Source organism: Novosphingobium chloroacetimidivorans (assembly GCF_014204535.1).
Taxonomy (GTDB): Bacteria; Pseudomonadota; Alphaproteobacteria; order Sphingomonadales; family Sphingomonadaceae; genus Novosphingobium; species Novosphingobium chloroacetimidivorans.
On record NZ_JACHLR010000084.1, the window covers coordinates 1 to 1,195 of the forward strand.

Genomic DNA, 1,195 nt, shown 5'->3' on the forward strand with positions numbered 1-1,195 from the left:
TGACGTGCTCCCCGGATTGTTACCAGTCAGAGGTAGAGTCCCGCGCCTTCATGATGGTTGGTTGAGGTGATGGCAACCTGTCCGGGGGCATGCCCCCGGACAGGTTGGCCGGCTTTCTCGGCGGGGGTTCTTCCGCCCAGTTTCGAGTGTGGCCTGACGTGGTTGTAGTCGTGCCGCCAGGCATCGAGCACCGAGCGGGCATGCGGCAGCGACGTAAACAGCGTCTCGTTGAGGCATTCGTCGCGCAGGCGACCGTTGAAGCTCTCGACGAAGCCGTTCTGCATCGGCTTGCCCGGAGCGATGTAATGCCACTCGACCCGCCGCTCCTGCGACCAGCGGAGGATGGCCGACGAGGTCAGCTCGGTGCCGTTGTCGCTGACCACCGTATGCGGCTCGCCGCGCATCCCGATCAGCCGCGTCAGTTCCCGAGCCACCCGCACACCCGATAGCGACGTGTCGGCCACCAGCGCCAGGCATTCGCGCGTGTAGTCGTCGACTACGCATAGAATACGGAACCGGCGGCTGCAGGTCAGGGTGTCGGAGACGAAATCCAGCGACCAGCGCTGGTTCGGGCCGTCTGGCAGCACCATCGGCGCTCGGGTGCCCAGGGCGCGCTTGCGGCCACCACGGCGGCGGACCCGCAGGTTCTCCTCGCGATAGACCCGCAGCAGCTTCTTGTGGTTGGGCGTGATGCCCTCGCGCGCCAGCAGATAGCCCAGGCGTCGATAGCCGAACCGGCGACGCTCGGCCGCCAGTTCGCGCAGCCGTTGCCGCAGCGGGCCATCATCCGGCCGCGACGATCGATACCGGATCACCCGCCGGCTCACGCCGACCAGGTTACACGCCCGACGCTCGCTCAAGCCGTGATGCTCACGGGCATGGGCGACGGCTTCCCGCTTAGCGCCGGGCGTCACCATTTTTTTGATGCCAGATCCTTCAGCACCACGTTGTCGAGCATCGCCTCGGCCAGCAGCTTCTTGAGCCGGCTGTTCTCTTCCTCAAGCGTGCGCAGGCGCCGGGCCTCGGACACCTCCAGGCCGCCATACTTCGACTTCCACTTGTAGAATGTCGCCGAGCTGATCCCGTGGCGGCGGCACACATCCGCTGTCGCCATCCCGGCCTCCTGCTCCTTCAAAATCGCGATGATCTGCTCTTCGCTGAACCTGCTGCGCTTCATTCCGTCCGACTCCTTCGC

Annotated in this window: 1 protein-coding gene; it reads right to left on the reverse strand. The window is 65.7% G+C overall.

Translation table 11 applies throughout. The features are described from left to right. Positions 1-26: 26 nt before the first annotated feature. Positions 27-1,177, reverse strand: a protein-coding gene (locus HNO88_RS21945; protein ID WP_184250967.1) for an IS3 family transposase whose coding sequence is annotated in 2 segments (ribosomal slippage) — positions 27-925 and positions 925-1,177 — 1,152 coding nt in all. Because the reading frame shifts where the segments join, the coding sequence is not laid out codon by codon here. Between the last annotated feature and the right edge of the window lie 18 nt (positions 1,178-1,195).